Annotated in this window: 1 protein-coding gene; it reads left to right on the top strand. The window is 42.2% G+C overall.

Annotation, left to right across the window (positions count from 1 at the left end; all coding sequences use genetic code 11):
* Positions 1–282: efflux RND transporter periplasmic adaptor subunit (locus tag ACNKXV_RS14620; protein WP_417908428.1), on the top strand; the 282-nt coding region annotated here is incomplete at both ends.

Genomic DNA, 282 nt, shown 5'->3' with positions numbered 1-282 from the left:
ATACCGTTCAATCTATTCCCGGTAAAACCTTTGAAGGGAAGATAGATTTCATCGATCCGCTATTGAATAATAACACCAGAGTTGCAACCGCCAGGATCGAAGTTTCTAACAAGGAAGCAAAGCTTAAACCCGGGATGTTCGTGAGTGGGATCGTGAAAAACGATCTGGCGGGTGGTAAGACCAAAGAAATGGTGATCCCAAAATCTGCAGTATTATGGACAGGAGAAAGATCTGTGGTTTACATCAAAGAAGATGCAGAGACAGGTGCAGGATTTAAATTAA

Origin of the sequence: Christiangramia aquimixticola, assembly GCF_048285835.1 — a bacterium.
Lineage (GTDB): Bacteria > Bacteroidota > Bacteroidia > Flavobacteriales > Flavobacteriaceae > Christiangramia > Christiangramia aquimixticola.
Note: the sequence above shows the minus strand (reverse complement) of the source record. Positions and strands in the feature narration are given on the sequence as shown.